Raw genomic sequence first — 15,323 nt, 5'->3', positions numbered from 1 at the left:
AACACTCACTACATTGATCACATGAAGAAGACAGCCCGGGCGGCGCCGCGGCTAGGATATGCTACCAACACCGTTACGCCAGGCTTACATGACTGAATCGACACGCCGTGCCTTCCTGCAGCAGTCCATCCTGGCCGCCTCCGGCATGCTGGGTGTGAGCGCCTATGCCGCGACAGGACAGTCGCCGGTCGCGGCGACCCGCCACGGGCGCATCCGCGGCTACCTCGACGACGGGATCAAGGTATTCAAGGGCGTGCGCTATGGCGCCGATACCGCTGCAAGTCGCTTCATGGCGCCGGTGGCGCCACAAGCCTGGGGCGGGGTGCGCGACGCCCTCGAGCACGGCCCTTCGAGCCCCCAGTCCAGTCGCGAAGACGCGGTCAGCGAAGATTGCCTGTTCCTGAACGTCTACACCCCCGGCCTGCGCGACCGCGCCAAGCGCCCGGTCATGTTCTACATCCACGGCGGCGCCTACAACAACGGTTCGGGTTCGAGCCCGCTGTACGATGGGGTCCGCCTGTGCCGGCGCGGCGACGTCGTCGTGGTGACGGTCAATCATCGCCTGAACGCCTTCGGCTATTTGTACCTGGCCCGCCACGGCGGCGAATTCGGCGACTCGGGCAATGCCGGCCAGCTCGACCTGATCCTGGCGCTGCGCTGGGTGCGCGACAACATCGCGGAATTCGGTGGCGATCCGGACAACGTGACCGTGTTCGGCCAGTCCGGTGGCGGCGCCAAGATCGCCACCCTGATGGCCATGCCGCTCGCCGCCGGCCTGTTTCATCGCGCCGCCACCATGAGCGGCCAGCAGGTCACGGCCAGCGGCCCGCTGAACGCCACCCTGCGCGCCCGGGCCATCCTGGACGCCCTGAAGCTGCCGCCTGAGCGGGTCGGAGAGATCCGCAGCATGGCCTATCAACGCATTGTCGAGGTCCTGGGTACGCGCGACCCCGTGCTGCCCTTCGGCGGGGTCTCCTTCGCGCCGGTGCTGGACGAGCGCAACCTGCTGCGCCACCCCTTCTACCCCGACGCACCAGGCCAGTCCGCCCACATTCCGATGATGATCGGGAACACGCACGATGAAACGCGCGCCTTCCTGGGCGGCGATCCCGCCAACTTCACCCTGACCTGGGAGCAGCTACCGGCAAAGCTGGTGCCGAACATGCGCGTCGACATCCAGCCCGAGGCGGTGATCGCGGCCTACCGCCAGCTGTACCCGAGCCTGTCGCCGAGCGATCTGCTCTTCAAGATCACCACCGCGTCGCGCTCCTGGCGAGGCGCCATCATCGAAGCCGAAGAGCGCGCCAGGGCCGGCAGCCCGGCCTTCGTCTACCAGCTGAACTGGGCGACGCCGAAAGATGGCGGCAAGTTCGGTGCGCCGCATGCCTCCGACATCCAGCTGGTATTCGACAATATCGCCAAGCCCGGGGCCACGGCGATCGGCCCGCAGGCGCAAACCATGGCCGACATGATGAGCGAGGCCTTCATCGCCTTTGCCAAGACAGGCGCGCCAGGCGCCAGGCAGCTTCCGCGCTGGGAGCCCTATGAGCTGACGCGCCGCCAGACCATGATCTTCGATGTCCCGGCGCGCATGGAGGACGACCCGCGCGGCGCCGAACGGCGGCTGTTCGCCAAGGTGCCGTACATCCAGCCCGGAACCTGACAGCTTCATCATAAAAATCAAAAAAGGGAGACTTTGAATGCAATTTTCCATGCGCGTAGCGATGCTGACGATGGTGTGCCTGAGCCTGCACGCCGCCGCGGCCGAGCCCTTCACCGGATTGTCAGAGATGTCGCGCGCGGGCATCGACGTCAAAGGCTGGGCGGATACGAAGGGCGGTGCGGGCGGCAAGATCGTCCGGGTGACGAACCTGAACGCCTCCGGTGAAGGCTCGTTCGCCGCCGCAGTGATGGAGACCGGTCCGCGCATCGTGGTGTTCGAAGTGGGCGGGGTGATCGACCTGCAGGGTGCGGCCATCCGCATCCGCGAACCCTACCTGACCATCGCGGGCCAGACCGCGCCCAATCCCGGCATTAGCTTCATCCGCGGCGAATTCTCGGTCGCCACGCACGACGTGATCGTGCAGCACATCGCGGTGCGGCCGGGCGAATTCGGACACGCGAAGAAGAGCGGCTGGGAAGCCGACGGACTGTCCACCAGTGCGGCGGACAACGTCATCATCGACCATTGCAGCTTCAGTTGGGCCACGGACGAAAACCTGTCGGCCTCCGGTCCGCGCTTCATGGGCGCGACGGCCGAGGAATGGCGCCAGGCGACGTCGCGTCGCATCACCTTCAGCCACAACATCGTGGCCGAAGGGCTGCGTGACTCGACGCACAAGAAAGGCGAGCATTCGAAAGGCATGCTGGTCCACGATAACGCCAACCGGGTGCTCATCTTCGGCAATCTGTACAACGCCAACTACGAGCGCAATCCGCTCGTCAAGGGTGGCGCCCACGTCGCCGTCGTGAACAACCTGATTCATGATTTCGGCGCCAAGGCGGTTCACTACAACCTGGTATCGCACGAATGGGGCGCGCATCCCCCGCAGCCCGGCATCGTGACGCTGGTGGGCAATGTGGTGCGCGGCGGTGCCGATTCGCTGCCGGGCGTGCCGCTCTTCAGCCTTGGCGGTGCGGGCGACGTCCGCCTGTATGTGCGCGACAACGTGGCCGTCGATGCCAACGGCAAGCCCTTGCCGCAGACCGGCAGCTATACCGTGTCCGGCGCACGCATCGTCAAGGCCGAGACGCCCTACCTGCCCCCCGATCTCAAGCCGGTACCTAGCGCACGGCTGGAAACCGCCATCTACATGAGTGCGGGCATGCGGCCGTGGGCGCGCGATCCGATCGACTTCAAGATCATCTCCGACGTGGTCGAAGGGCGCGGCCGCATCGTCGATTCGGAAGCGCAATCGAGCGGCTACCCGGCCTATGCGCCGACCCGCCGCGCCTTCGAGCCGGCCGAGTGGAACCTGGCGGACATGTCGCCCAAGGCGGGGTGGGATTCGCTGTTTCGCTGACGGGGGCCGGCCGTAGACCGGGTCAAGGCGCCGCGTCCTGCAAAAGCAGGCCATGCCGGCGCGCCTGTCCGATCCACGCCGGATATTCCGTCATCAAGAGGTCGTACAGTGTCGAATCCGAGTGTTCGTCGGGACTCGCTACCGAGAAGAAGTCGGCGTTGTCGATCAGGCGCCCACTCAGCTCGTCGAGCTTTTCCAGGAAGGGGAAGTCGGAATCGGCGAAGTCGCTCAGGCGCTTGCTCTTCGACTTCTTCCCTTTTCCGATTCCCATGAACTGCCAGAAGATGGGTTCGCGGCTCGACCAGCGCAGCTGGCGTTCGGTCATGGGCTGGTCGGAAGTGCTGCCGTCGGTCACGAACATGACGTAGACCGGGACCGCCGCGGCATGCGGCGACTTCCGTTCACCGCCGGCGGCGTCCGGGAAATAGTAGCGGCGTACGGCCGCCATGGCCGCGCCGTAGCGGGTGTCACCCTCGAGCGGGTGCCTTTCGATGATCTTCTCGACGTAGCCCGTCCAGTTCGACAGCCCCATCGGCTCGGTCTGATGCACGTTCCTGCCGAACAGGAACACGTCGATGTCACCATCGTTATCGAAGCGGCAGCCCAGCGCCAGGATGCGCTCGGCGAAGCTCTGTACCAGGCCTTTGCGATACAGAGCGCTCATCGAGCCCGAGATGTCGAGCACGAGGCAGACCCTGGCACGGTGCCCCTGCAGCCCGGCCTTGGCCAGCGAGACGCCCGCCGATTTCACCAGGCTGACCAGTTGCGGCGCCTTGGCTTCCACGCGCTTCTCCAAGCTGATGCTGGGCGCCGCGGGCGCGGGTGTGGCATCGTGCGCGACATCGGCGCCGAAATGGCGCACCAGCGCGGGCAGCCCGCCGTTGAAACCCTGTCCGACCGCCATGAAGCGCCATCCGCCATCCCGGCGATAGAACTCGCCGAGCATGACCGCCTGCTCCTGCGCGAAGTCCTGGCCGGTGAAGGAGAAGCGCGCGAATTCCGTTCCCGCGCCATGCAGCCCCACCAGGCCATGGGCCAGCTGAGACAGGACGCCGCCGCCATCGATACTGGCGGTGATGACGACCCGCTCGACCTTCGGCGGCAGCACGGCGAGGCGGAAGACAAAACCATTGACCACGTCCCCCTGCCGCGTCAGCCCAACGCCGCCGCAGGGCGTCGCGGGCTGGTTGAAGAAAGTCATGTAACGGTCATCGACCAGCTTGCCGGCGGCATCGGTCGCGAAGCAGGCGAAATCGAGGGCCAGGCCCTGGATCGCCAGACTGACCCTAAGCTCGCTGTGCGTCAGGTCCTGGGCGAGCGCCAGCCGCGCGCCTCTCGAAAGTTCTTGCATATGCCTTCTCTCCTGTCAGTCCGCTGCGCAGCCGCCATCATAACTCGACAATTCCGGGCGGCTGTTGCGATGAAAGCAAACTGAAAGCTTGCAGTACGTATATTTACAAAAAAGCAGTTCTTAACGACGACAACAACGGAGACAGTATGAACAACACCACCCGATGGTTATCCCTTGCCGCGCGCAGCTTCGCATTCGGCACCGTACTCGCAAGCACTGCGCCGGTCATGGCGCAGGAACCCCTGGAACTGAAAATCCTCGCGCCGGCGGCGCCGGGCGGCGGCTGGGACGCCGCCTCGCGCTCGCTGCAGCAGGTGATGGTCTCCGCCGGCGCGGCCAAGAGCGTCCAGGTCATCAACGTCCCGGGTGCCGGCGGCACCGTCGGTCTCGCGCAGTTCGTCAACGGCGCCAAAGGCGATGGCAAGCAGATGATGACGATGGGGATCACCATGCTGGGCGCCGTACTGACCAACAAGTCGCCGGTCAGCCTGGACAGCGTCACCCCGATCGCCCGCCTGACGGCCGACCCGCTGGTCATCGTGGTCCCGGCCAACTCTCCGCACAAGACGCTCAAGGACCTGGCTGCCGCCATCAAGGCGGACACCGCCAAGGTGGTGTGGGCCGGCGGCTCGGCCGGCGGCGCGGACCACATCCTGGCCGGACTGGTCGCCAAGACCGCCGGCGGCGACGTGCGCAAACTGAACTACGTTCCCTTCTCCGGCGGCGGTGAAGCGCTGGCAGAGATGCTGGGCGGACGCGTGACCGCTGGCATTTCCGGCTACAACGAGTTCGAAAGCATGATCAAGGCAGGCAAGCTGCGTGCGCTGGCGATCTCCTCCGACCAACGCATGGCCGGCATCAACGTGCCGACCTTGAAAGAACAGGGACTCGACGCCGAGCTGGTGAACTGGCGCGGCATCGTCGCCGCTCCCGGCATCACGGCGCAGCAGCGCGCCGCCCTCTCGGCCGCGATCGACAAGACCGTCAAATCGCCTGAATGGGCAAAAATCCTCAAGGCGCGCGGCTGGGATTCCGCCTACCTGCCCTCCGACCAGTTCGCAGCATTCATGAAGGCCGACCAGGCGCGCGTGAAGGACATCCTCGTCTCGATCGGCCTGGCAAAATGACGCAAAGCATCAACCATACGGTGCCGGCCTCGCGATCGCCCTTGATCGTCGGCATCGCCTTGCTGATGCTCGGTGCGCTGACCCTGTTCGACGCCTTCCGGGTCGCCTCCGGGGTCGGGCCGGGTGTCGGCCCCTCGGCGGCGATGAAGCTGATCGCGCTGCTGCTGGCCGGGCTCGGCATCGCACACCTGGTCCAGGCGGCCCGCCTGGCCAGGCGCAGCGCCCTTCGCACGACCGCCGACAAGGTCAACCGGGTGTCGCTGGCCTGGGTACTCGGCGGCCTGGTGCTCCAGATCGCAATGCTGTCGCTGGGCGCGGGCTTCATCCTGTCGTCCACCGTCCTGTTCACCGCCACCGCCTGCGGCTTCGGCCGCTCGCTGCGCTCGTGGGGACCGGTGTATGGCCTGATCCTGAGCACCCTGGTGTACGTGTTCTTCACCAAAGCGCTTTCCCTGTCCTTGCCGATGGGACCGTTTGAACAGCTCATCGGCTAAGGAGATTCGATGGAAACGCTTGCACTCCTTGCTGACGGCATCTGGGTCGCGCTTCAGCCGGGAAACCTGCTGTTTGCCGGGATCGGTGTCCTGCTCGGCACCCTGGTCGGCATCCTGCCCGGCATCAGCCCCTCGCTGACGGTTGCCCTGCTGCTGCCGGTCACCTTCAAGCTGGATCCCACCGGGTCGATCATCATGTTCGCCGGCATCTATTTTGGCGGCATGTACGGTAGCTCGACGACGGCTATCCTGATCAACACGCCTGGCGAGGCGGCCTCGATCGCCACCGCCATCGAGGGCCACAAGATGGCGCTGGCCGGGCGCGCCGGACCGGCCCTGGCCACGGCCGCGATCGGCTCCTTCGTGGCGGGTTCGATCGCCACCGTCGCCCTTTCGCTGCTGGCGCCGTGGATCGTCGACCTGGCCGTCCAGTTCGGTCCATGGGATTACCTGGCGCTGATGGTGGTCGCCTTCGTCACCGTGTCCGCCACCTTCGGCAGTTCGGTCCTGCGCGGCCTCACCAGCCTGACGCTCGGACTGTTCCTCGGCCTGGTCGGCATCGACAAGCTGACCGGCCAGGCCCGCCTCACCTTCGAGATCCCGACGCTGATGGACGGGATCTCGATCACTACCCTGGCGGTCGGCCTGTTCGCGATGGGCGAAGCGCTGTACGTCGCATCGCGCTTCACCGGGGTGGCGGAAAAGGTCGAACGACTGCGTGGCTCGCTGTGGATGTCGCTCGATGACTGGAAACTGTCGTGGAAACCCTGGCTGCGTGGAACCATGCTCGGCTTCCCGATCGGGGCCCTGCCTGCGGGTGGCGCCGAGGTGCCGACCCTGCTGTCGTACACCCTCGAGCGCAAGCTTGCCAGGAATCCCGAACAGTTCGGCAAGGGCGCGATCGAAGGCGTGGCTGGCCCGGAAGCGGCGAACAATGCCTCGGCAACCGGTACCCTGGTGCCGCTGCTCGCCCTGGGACTGCCGACCTCGGCCACCGCGGCCATGATGCTGGCCGGCTTCCAGCAGTATGGACTGACCCCCGGCCCCCTGCTGTTTGTGACCAACACGGAGATGGTATGGGGCTTGATCGCCAGCTTCCTGGTCGGCAACCTGATGCTGCTCGTGCTGAACCTGCCGCTCGTCGGCCTGTGGGTCAAGCTGCTGGCGATTCCGCAAGCCTGGCTGTATGCCGGCATCCTGGTGTTCGCCGCCATGGGCACCCTGGCGGCCAATCCGTCGACGACGGAACTGACGATGCTGGTGGTGTTCGGCTTCACGGGCTACCTGATGCGCTGCTGGGATTACCCCGTCGCCCCCATGATCGTCGGCCTGATTCTTGGTCCGATGGCCGAAAGCCAGTTCCGCCGGGCCCTGCAGGTCAGCCTGGGCGATTACTGGATCTTCTTCAAGCACCCGGTGTCGGCCAGCCTGCTGGCGATCGCCGCCCTTGCGCTGCTGGCGCCGCTGCTGTTCAAGGGACTGCGCCGCTTCAGAGCCAGCGACGACTGAGCCTCCCAATGCCTGACCCGGCGCCGCGGCGGAGGCGCCGGGCAAAAAGACACATACCGCAATCAAATCTATAACAAAGGAAGACAATGAACAAACGTATGCTTGTGGCAGCGGTCGCTGCTGCCCTCAGTGGTTTCGCGAACGCCCAGACGAATGTGCAGGTGTATGGTCTGCTCGACCTGGGTGTCGAACATATCAGCAATGCGAACGCGAACGGCGGCGGTGTCACCCGCGTCACCTCCGGCGGTTCCAACAACTCGCGCTTCGGCTTCCGCGGCAGCGAAGACCTGGGCGGCGGCCTGAAGGCGGTCTTCAACCTGGAAGGCCAGCTCGATATGGACACCGGCGCCAGCGATGGGCCGCTGTTCCGCCGCCAGGCCAATGTGGGCCTGGAAGGACGCCTGGGCAAGCTGATCCTGGGCCGCTCCTACAGTACCGTGTACAACTTTGTCAGCCCCTTCGATCCGATGGGTTACGCGCCTGCCTATTCCTGGGTTCCAACCGGGAATGGCACGGGCGCCAATAAGTACGCGATGACGACAGCCTTCGACAATATGGTGAAATACGAAGGGAAATTCGGCGGACTCAAAGTTGGCGTGTCGTATGGCGCCGGCGAGGTGGCAGGCAGCGAAGCCGAAGGCAGGAAGATCGCGGCCGGCGCGGTGTACGAAACGGGACCGCTCAGTTTCGTCGTCACCGGCGAGCGCAATAACGGTATCCGCAACGCAGCCGGAGGACGTACTGTCTCCGAGGCCTATCACCTCGGCACGGCGTATGAAGTCACCGAGAAACTCAGCCTGAAGCTGGGCGTGCGCGACCTGCACCTGACCACTGCGGCAGGCAGGGAGGCACGTTCCAACACCTGGTGGGGCGGCGCCAATTACCAGCTCACGCCCGTCATCGGCCTGACCGGCGCCGTCTACTGGCAGAACGTGAAGACGGGAGTCACACCGCTGGATGCGGCGGCCGACCCGCTGATGCTGGTGGCGCGCGTGAAGTACATGCTGTCCAAGCGCACCGACCTGTACGCGACCGCCGCCCGCGCCAGGGCCAAGAATGGTGCGCCGGTGGGCCTGACGCGCGATGGCTCGGCGGATGGCGGCGTGACCGGCTTCGCCGACCGGGCAACTGGTGTGATCGTGGGTATGCAGCACCGCTTCTGATCGCGCTTGACAGCGGCCGGTTTGTTGTAGGGACATTCTTAGAAATACATTCAATGAAAAGTGATGGATAAGCTTTCAGCCCTACCGCCGGCCTACCTCGACCACGATGGCCAGGCACACCGCCTGGTCGATCTCCCTGCCCTGTTCGGCCAGCGCTTGCTGCGCCTTCCGGTCGTACTTCGCCTTCTGCTGGAAAACATCCTCCGTAACAGTCCTGAAGAAGAACGCCAGGCGGGTATCGACGCGGTCTTCGGATGGCTCGAGCATGGGACGAGCGATGCGGAGATCGCCTTCCAGCCGGGGCGCGTGCTGATGCACGACACCACCAGCACGCCGGCGCTGGTGGACATCGCGGCCATGCGCGATGCGCTCGATGAGGCCGGATGGGATCCTGCCCTGCTGAATCCCGCACTGCCGGTCGACATTTCGGTCGACCACTCGCTGGCCGTGGAATTCTTCGCGCAGCGCGACGCGCTCGAACGCAATCTGGAGATGGAAATGCGCCGCAACCGCGAGCGCTATGCGTTCCTGCGCTGGGCCTCCAAGGTCATGCAAGGCGTGCGCATCCACCCACCAGGCACGGGCATCATGCACACGATCAACCTGGAACAGCTGGCAAGCGTCGTCAGCACCGAACAGCGCGGTGGTGAACGCTGGGTGGTGCCGGATATGATGATCGGTACCGACAGCCATACTCCCATGATCAACGGCATTGGCGTGCTGGGCTGGGGTGTCGGCGGCCTGGAAGCCCAGACGGTGATGTTCGGCATGCCCACCATGCTGCGCCTGCCCGATGTCATCGGCGTACGCCTGATTGGTCGCCTGCAGGCCGGCGCGCTGGCGACCGACCTCGCGCTGACCGTCACCCAGCGCCTGCGCGCCATCGGCGTCTCGGGGGAATTCGTGGAATTCTTCGGCCCCGGCGTATCCACCCTGAACGCCGGCGAGCGCGCCGTGATCGCCAACATGGCGCCGGAATACGGCGCCACAACAGGTTTCTTCGCGATCGACCAGCACACGCTCGACTACCTCGAGCAGACCGGCCGGCCCGCCAGCCAGAGCAGCCTCGTCGAAGCCTATGCCCGCCGCAACGCCCTCTGGTTCGATCCAGCGGCGGAGCCGCGCTACACCCGGACGATCGAGATCGACCTGGATCGGGTAGCCATCCATGTCGCCGGGCCGAAGCGCCCGCAAGACCTGCTTGCCTATACCGAGACCGCAGCCGCGCTCGACAAGCTCGGCTTCCGGCCGGTCGCCGCCGGCGCCTCGCTGCCACGCCATCCGGTTGTCATCGCGGCCATCACCAGTTGCACCAATACCTCCGATCCGGCTCTGCTGGTGGCAGCCGGCCTGCTGGCGCGCCGCGCGCGCCGGCTCGGGCTCTCCGTGCCGGCCTGGGTCAAGACCTCGCTCGGACCGGGCTCGCCTGCCGCGGCCGCCTATCTCGAGCGCGCCGGACTGCTCGACGACCTGTCCGCCGTCGGCTTCGACATCGTCGGCTACGGCTGCACGACCTGCATCGGCAACTCCGGCGCGCTGACCAAGCCGGTACAGCGAGCCATGGCGCGCGGCGAGATCAAGCCGGTCGCCGTCCTCTCGGGTAATCGCAATTTCCCCGGACGGGTCCACCCCGACCTCGACCTCGGTTTCCTGATGTCCCCGCCACTCGTCATCGCCTTCGCCCTCGCCGGCAACGCAGAACTCGACCTCAGCCGCGATCCTGTCCAGGTGGGCGCGGACGGTCAAGCGGTGTACCTGCGGGACCTGTGGCCCGGCCGGGACGAAGTCGAGCAACTGGTCCGGCAGGGCCTGAATGCGGACGACTTTCCACAAGCCTTTGCGCGCGCCAGCCTGAACCCCGCCTGGCACGGCCTGAAGGTGCCGGATACCGCCTTGTTCCCGTGGGATCCCGCATCGACCGCGCTGCGCCGGCCGCCGTTTGCCTCGCTGTCGGAACGCAGCCAGCTCGGGCACTACACCGCCTACCCGCTTCTGGTGCTCGGCGACGACATCACGACCGACCACATCTCGCCGGCCAGCGCCATTCCGACAGACAGCTTCGTCGCAGACTTCCTGGTCGGACGGGGCGACGACCGCAATGACCTGAACGTCTTTGCTTCGCGGCGCGGCAACTGGGAGGTGATGGTGCGCGCGGCCTTCTACAGCAAGTCCCTGCGCAACCTGCTGCTGCCATCGACACCGGTCGGATATACCCTGCACGTGCCGAGCGGTGATGTCGCTCCCATCTACGAGGTGGCACAACGCTACCGCGAAGAGGGACTGCCTGTCGTGCTGGTCGCCGGCGAACGCTACGGCACAGGTTCGTCGCGCGACTGGGCCGCCAAGGGCCAGCGCCTGCTCGGCGTGCGCGCAGTACTGGCGCTGAGCTTCGAACGCATTCACCGTTCGAACCTGATCGGCATGGGCATCCTGCCGCTGCGCCTGCCTGTGGCGCTGCAACTCGCCCCTGGCGACCGCATCGAGATCGACGCCCTGCCCGATGCTATCCAGCCGCGCTGCCGCATTCCGGTGCGGGTCCACCGTGCCGGCGGCAATGTGGAGATGCTCGATGCCGTCGCCGCGGTGGAGACCCGGCTCGAGATCGACTTGCTGCGCCATGGCGGCGTGATCCCGTACATCCTGCAGAAGACGATCGCGGATCAAGGCAAGCCATGAAGCTGACTCCTGCCATCCATTCCGCCTTCACGCCAAGCGGCACGCTGCGCGCATCGATCAACCTGGGCAACCCGATCCTTGCCTACCGCGACGCAAGCGGAAAGGCTTGCGGCGTATCCGTCGACCTTGCGACCGAGTTCGCCAGATTGCTCGGTGCGGAACTGGAACTGGTGGTGGTGGATGCCGCCGGCAAATCCGTGGAGGTGGTGATCGGCGAACAGGCGGATATTGGCTTCTTCGCCATCGATCCGCTACGGGGCGAACATATCGCCTTCACGGCGCCTTACGTTCTGATCGAAGGCTGCTATCTGGTCAAGGACGCGTCGCCGATCCGCAGCAAGGAACAAGTCGACGATGCGGGCAACCGGGTGGTCGTCGGCAAGGGCAGTGCCTACGATCTTTACCTGAGCCGCAGCCTCCAGCATGCGCACATCCTGCGCTCGCCGACGTCGCCCACGGTCGTCGATACCTTCCTCGCCGAAGGCGCGGAAGTCGCGGCCGGTGTCAGGCAACAGCTCGAAGCGGACGCACGGCGGTTGGGAGGCATGCGCGTGCTGAACGGACGATTCATGGTGATCCAGCAGGCCATGGGGACACCCAGGAGCCGGGGTACGGAAGCCGCTTACTTCCTTGCGGCGTTTGTCGAGCGCATGAAGGAAAGCGGCTTTGTCGCCGCCGCGCTGGCACGACACAAGATCGAAGGCGCCTCGGTGGCGCCGGCTGCAGGCTGACACGGCCGATAGCATGCGCTGATGCAGCGCCACCAATTCTCTAGTACACTAGATACTTGATCGCTAGAGGACGTATGACAAAAGACCGCCGCCACATTGGCACCCAACTATCCTTCGCACTGTATGGCGCCGCGAACCGCATGGTACGCCAGCACAAGCCCTTCCTCGAGCCTCTGGGCCTGACCTTCCCGCAGTACCTGGTGGTCCTGGAACTGCTGGACGGTGCCCCGGTCTCCGTCGGGGTGCTCGGCGCCCGGCTCGGCATGGACACCGGCACGATCACGCCGCTGGTCAAGCGTCTCGAGGCATCCGGCATGGTGTCCCGGACGCGCGATCCCGTCGACGAACGGCGCGTGATGGTCGACCTCACCCCGCGTGGCCGGGCCCTGGAATCCGAGGTGCGCGGCATCACGGACAAGATCAAGACTGTTTGCCAGCTGACCGAAACCGACATGGACGAGCTGCGCCGCACGCTCGAGGCGCTGGCACATCCGCCGTCGGAGTAATTACTTAAGGAGTCATGTATGAAAATCGGTATTATTGGAGCGGGCAATATCGGCGCCACCCTGGCAGGAAAACTGGCCGCCAGCGGCCACGATGTCAAGCTGGCCAATTCCAGGGGACCGGACACGATCCGCGACCTCGCCCGTGAGCTGGGCGCCACCGCGGTCAGCCGGGAAGAAGCGGTGCAGGATGTCGACGTGGTCGTGCTGTCGCTCCCCTTCGCCGCATACAGCGCCCTGGCCGGTCTCTTCGACAAGGTTCCGGCCGGGGTCGTGGTCATCGACACCGCAAACTACTATCCCTTCCGCGACGGCGCGATCGGCGAAATCGAGGCCGGCAAGCCTGAAAGCGTATGGGTGAGCGAACGGATCGGCCGCCCCGTCATCAAGGCCTGGAACGCCGTGCTGTCCCACACGCTTGCGGAGAAAGGCCAGCCCGATGGCGCGGCCGGACGTATCGCCATCCCGGTGGCAGGTGACGATGCGCGAGCAAAAGAAACGGCCATGGGACTGGTGTGTGCAACCGGTTTCGACGCGCTCGACGCCGGTCCCCTCGCCGAATCATGGCGGCAGCAACCGGGAACGCCTGCCTACTGCACCGAGCTCGTGCTGGAGGAGTTGGCCTCTGCACTCGCGGCAGCCGACAAACACCGCGCTCCAGCGAACCGTGAAAGCCTCATCAAGGAATTCATGGCAGGCCATGGCAAGCTGACGCATGAGGACATCGTCATGCGAAATCGTGCGCTTACTGCAAGCATGGAGGGAAACGCATGAGGATCAGCGCAGTTGGCGGCGGCCGAACGCTCGCGCCTGCCCAAACGGCGCGACCTGATTGAAATGGAGCGCCCGCGCCTTTTTGCGCTGCCCGCATTCTGCGACGATTGCACGGGCTCTTACAAATGGTTTCGTTTGAAACGTTTACATGCTTTCGCGTGCGCGGCGCAGCAAGTAGTCTAATGGGCTCGGCAAAGCGGGCGCGCGTCGCGGCAAGTGCGCTGCCGATGCGCGGCCGCCGATTGCTATTTCTTCAAACGGAGTTTTCCTTGTCCGAATCAAAAGTTCCCCATCCGGAGACGGTTATCAAAATCATCGGTGTCGGTGGCGCCGGCGGCAACGCCGTCAACCATATGGCATCGTCCGCACCGCCCAGCTTCGAATTCATTTGCGCGAATACGGACGCGCAAGCCCTGTCGAATACCCATACCGAACAACGCATTCAGCTTGGCGAGAGCGGTCTTGGCGCCGGCAGCGACCCGATGGTCGGTCGCGAAAGCGCCATCCGTGAACGCAACCTCATCGCCGAGGCGCTCAAGGGCGCCGACATGGTATTCATTACCGCGGGCATGGGAGGCGGCACCGGCACAGGCGCCGCCCCCGTGGTCGCCGAAGTAGCGCGCGAGCTGGGCATCCTGACGCTCGGCGTGGTGTCGAAACCCTTCGAATTCGAAGGTCCGCGCCGCATGCGCGTGGCCGAGGAAGGAATCGCGACGCTGGCGCGATGCGTCGACTCGCTCATCATTGTCCTCAACAGCCGCCTCGAGGAAGTCCTCGGTGACGATGTCACGCAAAAACAGGCGTTTGCCGCCGCCGACGAGGTGTTGAGCAAGGCGGTGACCGGCATCGCGGACATTATCACCGTGCCGGGGATGATCAACGTCGATTTCGAGGACGTCCGCACCGTGATGCGCCAGACCGGCATGGCGATGATGGGCACTGCCCAACATGCCGGCGACGACCGTGCCGTCAAGGCGTCCGAGGAGGCAATCGCGTGTCCGCTGCTCGATGGCGCGAACCTGCGCGCCGCGCGCGGGGTGCTGGTCAACATCGCCGCATCCGAGGAAACGCTGAAACTGCGCGAAACCAAGCTCGTCATGAACACGATCTGCGCACAGACCAACGAAGACGCCGTCATCAAATTCGGCGCGGTCTTCGACGACACGCTGGGCGATGCCATGCGCGTGACAGTGGTCGCCACAGGCTTGAACCGGCCCAGCGAATTCGCGCTTGGTACGAGACGGTCGTCGATTTCGCGCCCAGGTGCCCAGCCACAGTCGGTCCTGCGTCAGACTGCGGTACACGCGCAAGTCCGCTCGCCGTCGGCCCAGCAGGGGATGCGGACTGTACCCATGTCGCGCCAGTCCGCTTCGGGCTCCGGCGAGGATTCCCAGTAACGCTGGCGAGCATGCTCAACAAAAACAGAGGCAGGGGTCAGGTCTGACGTTTGGACACGACCTCTTCCTTACTCAGCCCGAGGCAGGGGTCAGGTCTGACGTTTGGACACGACCTCTTCCTTACTCAGCCGACCTGACCTTGTCTTGTGCGGCCACCGCTCGGCTGACTGTCTTGGCCGATACACCGAAGGCAGATGCAATCTGCGCCAGCGTAAAAGCGGTTGATAAGTAAGCGCGAGCCATGGCATCGTCTCTGTTGGGAAACCGAGTCTGATAGTCCGGCAGGGAAAGCGCGGGATGCACGTCTCTCGGCCCTCACAATTTCTACAACATTTTCAGAGCGTTGCAACCGCTCGAATGCATGGTCGAGGTCGTGTCTGAACGTCAGACCTGACCCTCGGCATGAGTCATGGCGGTGACGGTACTTAATCATCAGTCATAGGCGCTGAGATAACGCAGCCGTCCACGCAGTAGCTCGAATGCATGGTTGAGGTCGTGTCTGAACGTCAGACCTGACCCTCGGCATCTCGGCATGTAGTTGAGGTCGTTTCTGAACGTCAGACCTGACCCTCGGC

Annotated in this window: 12 protein-coding genes; 11 read left to right on the top strand and 1 reads right to left on the bottom strand. The window is 65.1% G+C overall.

What is annotated here, in order from left to right; translation table 11 throughout:
- The first annotated feature begins 88 nt into the window (after positions 1-88).
- Both ACSQ25_RS11035 and ACSQ25_RS11030 read left to right on the top strand, forming a co-directional pair.
- Positions 89-1,663: a carboxylesterase/lipase family protein gene (locus tag ACSQ25_RS11035; protein ID WP_436105736.1), complete on the top strand. Its 1,575-nt coding sequence runs from the start codon at positions 89-91 to the stop codon at positions 1,661-1,663.
- A gap of 37 nt (positions 1,664-1,700) precedes the next feature.
- Positions 1,701-3,023, top strand: coding sequence for a pectate lyase family protein (locus tag ACSQ25_RS11030; protein WP_436105735.1), 1,323 nt, complete (start codon positions 1,701-1,703; stop codon positions 3,021-3,023).
- 22 nt (positions 3,024-3,045) lie between these two features.
- Here ACSQ25_RS11030 and ACSQ25_RS11025 read toward each other — a convergent pair whose 3' ends face one another.
- Complete coding sequence (locus ACSQ25_RS11025; RefSeq protein WP_436105734.1) at positions 3,046-4,374, bottom strand: VWA domain-containing protein; 1,329 nt, start codon at positions 4,372-4,374, stop codon at positions 3,046-3,048.
- A gap of 146 nt (positions 4,375-4,520) precedes the next feature.
- Here ACSQ25_RS11025 and ACSQ25_RS11020 point away from each other — a divergent pair, with 146 nt between their 5' ends.
- From ACSQ25_RS11020 to ftsZ, 9 genes are all read left to right on the top strand, one after another.
- Positions 4,521-5,501, top strand: a complete 981-nt coding sequence (locus ACSQ25_RS11020) for a tripartite tricarboxylate transporter substrate binding protein (protein ID WP_436105733.1) — start codon at positions 4,521-4,523, stop codon at positions 5,499-5,501.
- Positions 5,498-5,995: a tripartite tricarboxylate transporter TctB family protein gene (locus tag ACSQ25_RS11015; protein WP_436105732.1), complete on the top strand. Its 498-nt coding sequence runs from the start codon at positions 5,498-5,500 to the stop codon at positions 5,993-5,995. Before ACSQ25_RS11020 ends, ACSQ25_RS11015 begins: the two co-directional genes overlap by 4 nt.
- Positions 5,996-6,004: 9 nt before the next feature.
- Positions 6,005-7,504 (top strand): tripartite tricarboxylate transporter permease, encoded by a 1,500-nt coding sequence (locus ACSQ25_RS11010; RefSeq protein WP_436105731.1) that lies wholly within the window; start codon positions 6,005-6,007, stop codon positions 7,502-7,504.
- A gap of 86 nt (positions 7,505-7,590) precedes the next feature.
- Complete coding sequence (locus ACSQ25_RS11005) at positions 7,591-8,667, top strand: porin (protein WP_436105730.1); 1,077 nt, start codon at positions 7,591-7,593, stop codon at positions 8,665-8,667.
- 63 nt (positions 8,668-8,730) lie between these two features.
- Entirely contained in the window at positions 8,731-11,343 is a 2,613-nt protein-coding gene (acnA, locus tag ACSQ25_RS11000; protein ID WP_436105729.1) for an aconitate hydratase AcnA, read from the top strand.
- Complete coding sequence (locus tag ACSQ25_RS10995; protein ID WP_436105728.1) at positions 11,340-12,074, top strand: ABC transporter substrate-binding protein; 735 nt, start codon at positions 11,340-11,342, stop codon at positions 12,072-12,074. Before acnA ends, ACSQ25_RS10995 begins: the two co-directional genes overlap by 4 nt.
- A gap of 74 nt (positions 12,075-12,148) precedes the next feature.
- Entirely contained in the window at positions 12,149-12,580 is a 432-nt protein-coding gene (locus ACSQ25_RS10990; protein ID WP_436105727.1) for a MarR family winged helix-turn-helix transcriptional regulator, read from the top strand.
- An 18-nt stretch (positions 12,581-12,598) separates the two neighbouring features.
- Positions 12,599-13,351: an NADPH-dependent F420 reductase gene (locus tag ACSQ25_RS10985; protein ID WP_436105726.1), complete on the top strand. Its 753-nt coding sequence runs from the start codon at positions 12,599-12,601 to the stop codon at positions 13,349-13,351.
- 227 nt (positions 13,352-13,578) lie between these two features.
- Entirely contained in the window at positions 13,579-14,748 is a 1,170-nt protein-coding gene (gene ftsZ / locus ACSQ25_RS10980; protein WP_436108052.1) for a cell division protein FtsZ, read from the top strand.
- Positions 14,749-15,323: the final 575 nt, after the last annotated feature.

It is taken from the genome of Massilia sp. LjRoot122 (genome assembly GCF_964252725.1).
GTDB lineage: Bacteria > Pseudomonadota > Gammaproteobacteria > Burkholderiales > Burkholderiaceae_D > Telluria.
The sequence above is the reverse complement of the archived record's forward strand: the minus strand, read 5'-3'. Positions and strand labels throughout refer to the sequence as shown.

Bases quoted from the DNA above. Each gene is read 5' to 3' on its own strand.
- ACSQ25_RS10995 (WP_436105728.1), top strand. From the start codon at position 11,340: ATGAAGCTGACTCCTGCCATCCATTCCGCCTTCACGCCAAGCGGCACG.
- acnA (WP_436105729.1), top strand. From the start codon at position 8,731: ATGGATAAGCTTTCAGCCCTACCGCCGGCCTACCTCGACCACGATGGC.
- ACSQ25_RS11020 (WP_436105733.1), top strand. From the start codon at position 4,521: ATGAACAACACCACCCGATGGTTATCCCTTGCCGCGCGCAGCTTCGCA.
- ACSQ25_RS11035 (WP_436105736.1), top strand. From the start codon at position 89: ATGACTGAATCGACACGCCGTGCCTTCCTGCAGCAGTCCATCCTGGCC.
- ACSQ25_RS11005 (WP_436105730.1), top strand. From the start codon at position 7,591: ATGAACAAACGTATGCTTGTGGCAGCGGTCGCTGCTGCCCTCAGTGGT.
- ftsZ (WP_436108052.1), top strand. From the start codon at position 13,579: ATGCGCGGCCGCCGATTGCTATTTCTTCAAACGGAGTTTTCCTTGTCC.
- ACSQ25_RS11025 (WP_436105734.1), bottom strand. From the start codon at position 4,374: ATGCAAGAACTTTCGAGAGGCGCGCGGCTGGCGCTCGCCCAGGACCTG.
- ACSQ25_RS10990 (WP_436105727.1), top strand. From the start codon at position 12,149: ATGACAAAAGACCGCCGCCACATTGGCACCCAACTATCCTTCGCACTG.
- ACSQ25_RS10985 (WP_436105726.1), top strand. From the start codon at position 12,599: ATGAAAATCGGTATTATTGGAGCGGGCAATATCGGCGCCACCCTGGCA.
- ACSQ25_RS11030 (WP_436105735.1), top strand. From the start codon at position 1,701: ATGCAATTTTCCATGCGCGTAGCGATGCTGACGATGGTGTGCCTGAGC.
- ACSQ25_RS11010 (WP_436105731.1), top strand. From the start codon at position 6,005: ATGGAAACGCTTGCACTCCTTGCTGACGGCATCTGGGTCGCGCTTCAG.
- ACSQ25_RS11015 (WP_436105732.1), top strand. From the start codon at position 5,498: ATGACGCAAAGCATCAACCATACGGTGCCGGCCTCGCGATCGCCCTTG.